This window comes from Mesorhizobium sp. IMUNJ 23232 (assembly GCF_044326205.1).
GTDB lineage: Bacteria > Pseudomonadota > Alphaproteobacteria > Rhizobiales > Rhizobiaceae > Kumtagia.
The window spans coordinates 1-5591 of sequence record NZ_JBIRCY010000132.1; the positions used below are offsets into that span (position 1 = coordinate 1).

Below are 5591 nucleotides of genomic sequence, written 5' to 3' on the forward strand. Positions count from 1 at the left end.
AGGGAATCGCCGACGCCGCAAGCGGCAAACTGTGGTCGGGCTACGCCCTCCCGCCGTTCCCCGCTGGTCGGGCTACGCCCTCCCGCCGTTCCCCGCTTGCCGGCCCAAGTGGCCTACTTTTGCGCCGCCCAACGGCCTGGTTTTGCGCCGCCATTGACACCTACGGCCGTGATCACGCAGCCCTTTGCTCTACAGTGATCCGTTATCGCTCCAAGGGCGCGCTACGCGATGTCGGCAAGGCGCTGGGCCTGACCGAGGATCTTATCAAAATGTTGTCCTCGCAGGTCTGGGGCTGGTCGGAGGAAGGTGTTGAGCCCAAGCATGTCGAGGAGTTGAACCTCAATCTCGGCGACCGCCGCCTGCGACTCGCGCTGGACCTCGCTCGCCAGCTGATGGGCTCACCTCGACATCTGTCCCAGCACCCTGGCGGTTTCGTGCTCACGAATGACCGGTTGGACGATCTGGTGCCGATCGAGCCGGCCGCGATGAAGGACCGGCAGGTGATCGAGTGGGACAAGGATGACATCGATGCGCTGCGCTTCATGAAGGTCGATTGTCTGGCGCTGGGCATGCTTTCCTGCATGAAGCGCGCCTTCAACCTGCTCATCGAGCACAAGGGCGTCACCCATGACCTGTCAACCATTCCGCCTGAAGACGGTCCGACCTATGCGATGATCCGTAAGGCGGACACGCTCGGCCTCTTCCAGATCGAAAGCCGGGCGCAGATGTCGATGCTGCCGCGCATAAAACCCTGGACCTTCTATGACCTGGTGATTGAGGTCGCGATCGTGCGGCCGGGACCGATCCAGGGCGATATGGTGCATCCCTATCTGCGACGCCGCGAAAACAAGGAAGCGGTGTTTTATCCCAAGCCCGAACTGGAGAAGGTGCTGGGCAAGACGCTGGGTGTCCCGCTGTTCCAGGAACAGGCGATGCGCGTCGCCATCGAATGCGCGGGCTTTTCCGCCGGCCAGGCCGATCAACTTCGCCGCGCCATGGCCACCTTCAAGTTTACCGGCGGCGTCAGCCATTTCCGTGACAAGCTGGTCAAGGGCATGGTCGACAATGGATATGAGCAGGAGTTTGCCGAGCGCACCTTCCGGCAGCTCGAGGGTTTTGGCAGCTATGGCTTCCCGGAAAGCCATGCTGCCTCTTTCGCCCTGATCGCCTACGCTTCATCCTGGATGAAGTGCCATCATCCCGAGGTCTTCTGTGCGGCACTTCTCAATGCCCAGCCAATGGGCTTTTACGCGCCGGCACAGATCGTGCGTGATGCCCGCGATCATGAGGTCGAGGTTCGGCCGGTCTGTATCAACGCCTCACGCTGGGACTGCACGCTGGAGCCGGCAGGTGATGAAAAATTTGCCGTCAGGCTAGGCATGCGCATGGTGCGAGGTCTGGCTAACTCCAATGCCGCGACGCTGCTGGCCGCACGCCCCGAAGAGCCATATTCATCGGTCGACGATCTATGGCGCCGCGCCGGCGTGCCGATCGCGGCCCTGGTGCAACTGGCAGAAGCCGACGCCTTCCGGGAAAGTCTTGGCCTCTCCCGCCGCGAAGCTCTTTGGCAGATCAAGGGTCTTCGCGATGAGCCGCTTCCACTTTTCGAGGCGGCCGCCCGACGCGCAGAAGAGACAATCCCCGAACTCGCCGAGCCAACAATCGCGCTCCGGCCCATGACCGCCGGCAGCGAAGTCGTCGAGGACTATGGGCATGTCAGCCTGACCCTGCGTGCACATCCAATGTCGTTCCTTCGCTCCGATCTGAGGCGCCGCCGTATCGTCACCTGTCGCGATGCAATGAACGGCCGCGACCGCCAATGGATCGAAGCCGCCGGCCTCGTCCTTGTCCGGCAACGGCCCGGATCGCCCAAGGGCGTCATGTTCATCACCATCGAGGACGAGACCGGCATCGCCAATCTCGTAATCTGGCCAAAGCTGTTCGAAAGGCAGCGCCGCATCATCCTCGCCGCCAGCATGTTTGCGGCTCGTGGCCGCATCCAGCGCGAGGGCGAGGTCGTGCACCTGGTCGCGCATCACCTGACAAACCTCTCGGCCGAACTTGCCAGCGTCGGCAGCCGCGAAGCCGCCTTCCCGCTGCCCCACGGCCGCGGAGATGAATTCCATCACGGCAGTCCTGGTCTGGATCCGCGGACGCTGCCGCCTAAGGGGATGAAGGTCCGCGACATCCACATCCCGGACCTCCACATCGACACTATCAAGGTCAAGCCAAGGGATTTTCGGGGAATCGCCACCAAGTTTGGTGAACGCAGCCTGTCACAGCTGTGATTCAATCGGCAAGTAGCGAACTAACCGGGCCAGACACTTCCTGTAGATGCTGGCGCCAGGCTCGTGGCGGTAACTGCGGATGCTGTCGTCAACCTCTTCCCGCCAGCGAAGTCGCTCGCCTTCAAGTAGGACGCGATAGCTCGTTCGCGGGGCCTTCTCGCCGTCGATCCGTTCATTGAGTTCGGCGGTCAATCCTTCGTCCTCGAAAAGCACGCCCATCTCGGAGTTGAGTGACACCGACCGAGGATCAAAATTGAACGAGCCGACAAAGCCCATCTTACGATCGACCGTGAATGCTTTCGTATGCAGGCTGGCCCCCTTCGAACCAAAGACCGAGATGTTCCTCTCGCTATTGAAAGGCTGCAGTTCGAACAGTTTGATCCCGGCCTTGAGAAGAGGAACCCGATAGTTGGCATAGGCACCGTGGACGAAAGCTACGTCGGTTGCGGCCAACGAGTTGGTCAGGACCGAAACATCAACACTACGCTCGACCAGCCCAGCCAGCAGTGACAAGCCCGGTTGGCCGGGAATGAAATACGGAGACACGATCTCGAGGTTCGATCGGCTTTCTGCAAGGATAGGCAACAACTCGTTTATCAGCCATTTTTCCGGCGTGTCGCCGGAGACCTTGCACGCCGGATCCGAGATGACGCGCGCATTCTCCGTCCAATGAACGCTGTTGCCCATCGAGATGAATTCATCGATGGTCATTCTGGCACTGACATTGCCGAAAATCTTGTCGTCGTCGCCAATGCTGCCGGCACCGAGGCTGTCCAGACGGTCGGCCGGCACTGAGGGATGGAGCGTGTCGATGCGCAGCGCTGCCGCGCAGTTCCAATAGGCCTCAAAGATATCTTGCGTTTGTTGGACCGCGGCCCCCTGAAGCAGAAAGTCAAGATCGCGAAAATTAGTATCGGCGGCGCCGAAATAGGCATCACCGATGTTGCGGCCGCCAACAATCGCGATACGTCGGTCGACCAGCCAGGCTTTGTGGTGCATCCGACGGGTCATCGCAAACAGACGGGAAACAAGCTCGAAATAGCGCAACCAACTGCCGTTCCTCATCCCACTCGGGTTGAAGAGCTTGAGCTCAATGTTCTCGTGGGCATTGAGTGCAAGATAGGCCGCATCGTTCACCTGGGGGTTCATGTCGTCAAGCAGGATCCGCACCCGAACGCCGCGTTCGGCCGCGCCCACGACCTCCTGCATGAGTGCCCGGCCGGACTGGTCGTCATGCCAGAGGTAATACATCAGATCGAGGCTGTGGATCGCGCTGCGAGCGGCAAGCACACGAACCGCCATCGCATCGAAATTGTCGGAAACGAGCTGCAGGCCGGTTTTGCCAGCCTTGATCCTGTCGTCGGCGGATTGTGCGATGCCCAGGTCCATGCGATCCCAATGAAACCGTGTCCGCCTAGGTAACGTGCGAGAGCATTGCCGGTTGCGCGGCGGGCTGGGCTGCGCCGGAAAGGTTAAGTTGCGCCTTGAGAGGGAGATGATCGGAGGCCAGCCGCGCCAACGGGCTTTGATGGACTTCGATGCGCGATATCAGGCTCGCCGGGCGTGCCAGGATGCGATCTAGCGCCAGTAACGGAAAGCGGGAGGGAAAGCTTGGCAGAACAGCATGGATCGGCCCGAAATGTGGCAACAGCGTATTCAGCGACGACCGGTTGCGAACCCGCCATTCATTCAGATCGCCGAGCAGGATTGTGGGCTGCATAACGGGATGCGTCGCCTCCAGAAGCGCATGTGCCTGCCGCGCCCGTGACCGGCGCAGCAGCCCAAAGTGTGCCGCGATAACCCTCAGCGCTACACCGCTGATTTCCAGATCGACGATGAGGGCTCCGCGAGGTTCGAGGCCCGGCAGGTTAACCTGTCGAAAACCTTGAACAACGCCACGTCTGACGAGGATGAGATTGCCGTGCCACCCATGACTGTCGTTCCGTTGAGGATGTGTCGGGATGAGACCGGTCTTCTTTTGCAAGGCGACAAGGTCGAGAAGACCGCGCCTGTCACCGATACGTTCGTCAGCCTCCTGCAGCGCAACCACATCGGCGTCGAGTTCGCAGATAACGTCGACGACACGCGCGGGATCAAACTGGCCGTCGACGCCGACGCATTTGTGAACGTTATAGGAGGCAATAGTCGTGCATGAGACTTCACCGTTCAGTTCGATGGATAAGGGTGCTTCCCGCCGAAATGCTGCGGCGAGAGATTGCGGCAGCGTCGGCGGGATTTCCATCGGCAACTCGTCAAGGGGCAATTTTTGAACCGTGAAGTGGTTGATGAATAAGACCTTCAAGACAATGCGACAACCGGCAGGCAGTTCCTCGTAGCAATCAAACTATGAAAACGGTTCGGCGGACCCTTCGCCTGGAACGCTGGTGATGGCGATGTGTTAGGGGTGATGCTCATCGCGACCTACAACATCAACAATATCAACCGACGCCTGCCAAATCTTCTGTCCTGGCTTGAAGCAAGGAGGCCGGATGTGGCCTGTCTTCAGGAGCTAAAGTGCCTCGACCGCGACTTCCCCGCTGCCGCGTTGGCGCAGGCCGGATACGGCGCGGTCTGGTTGGGGCAGAGAACATGGAACGGTGTCGCCATTCTGGCGCGCGGAACCGAGCCCGTTCTGACGCGCACCGCTCTTCCAGGCGACGACGCCGATCTGCAGAGCCGATACATCGAGGCAGCGGTGGCAGGCGTCCTCATCGCCTGCATCTACGCGCCAAATGGCAATCCGCAGCCCGGTCCCAAGTTCGATTACAAGCTGGCCTGGCTCGACCGTCTTCAGAGGCAGGCGACACGGCTTCGCAAGAGCAGAGCGCCATTAGTCCTCGCCGGCGACTTCAACGTTGCGCCAACTGAACTCGACATCTATCCGACGAAGTCCTGGGACGACGATGCTCTTGTCCACCCCGAGAGCCGAGCGGCTTTCGGCAAATTGGTCGGTCGCAGGTGGACCGACGCACTTCGCACTCTTCATCCTGAGGAACGGATCTACACGTTCTGGGACTACAGACGGAATCGATGGACTAGGGATGCAGGGCTGAGGCTCGACCATCTTCTGCTCACACCCGACCTTTCGAAGCGCATGGTGGGGGCGGGTGTTGACCGGCACGTTCGTGCCCTCGAGGGGGCGAGCGATCATGCGCCGGCGTGGGGGGCACTTTCATAGCGGCGACTGCCTTCCGATCGAAGAATTCACGTGATGAAGCCGGATCGAACGGGGCTCCGGTCAAACTCGGTGCTGACGGCATCGAGTTCAAGCGTTCGAGGAACTCCAGCCCCCCATCAGTCTCG

3 protein-coding genes and 1 pseudogene are annotated in these 5591 nt (G+C 60.5%); 2 read left to right on the forward strand and 2 right to left on the reverse strand.

The window, feature by feature from the left end:
• Positions 1-158 precede the first annotated feature (158 nt).
• Positions 159-2288: pseudogene (locus tag ACH196_RS37585) on the forward strand (OB-fold nucleic acid binding domain-containing protein); the annotation flags it as partial.
• On the opposite strand, the gene ACH196_RS37590 reads toward ACH196_RS37585, so the two are convergent.
• Both ACH196_RS37590 and ACH196_RS37595 read right to left on the reverse strand, forming a co-directional pair.
• Positions 2277-3677: a phospholipase D family protein gene (locus ACH196_RS37590; RefSeq protein ID WP_396651911.1), complete on the reverse strand. Its 1401-nt coding sequence runs from the start codon at positions 3675-3677 to the stop codon at positions 2277-2279. The pseudogene ACH196_RS37585 and the gene ACH196_RS37590 sit on opposite strands and share 12 nt — an antisense overlap.
• A 25-nt stretch (positions 3678-3702) precedes the next feature.
• Positions 3703-4530, reverse strand: coding sequence for an endonuclease/exonuclease/phosphatase family protein (locus ACH196_RS37595; protein ID WP_396651913.1), 828 nt, complete (start codon positions 4528-4530; stop codon positions 3703-3705).
• Positions 4531-4695: 165 nt separating this feature from the next.
• Between ACH196_RS37595 and xth the strand changes: the two genes are divergently transcribed.
• Positions 4696-5466 carry an exodeoxyribonuclease III gene (gene xth / locus ACH196_RS37600; protein ID WP_396651912.1) on the forward strand — a complete coding sequence of 257 codons (771 nt, stop codon included), beginning with the start codon at positions 4696-4698 and terminating at the stop codon, positions 5464-5466.
• Positions 5467-5591 lie beyond the last annotated feature (125 nt).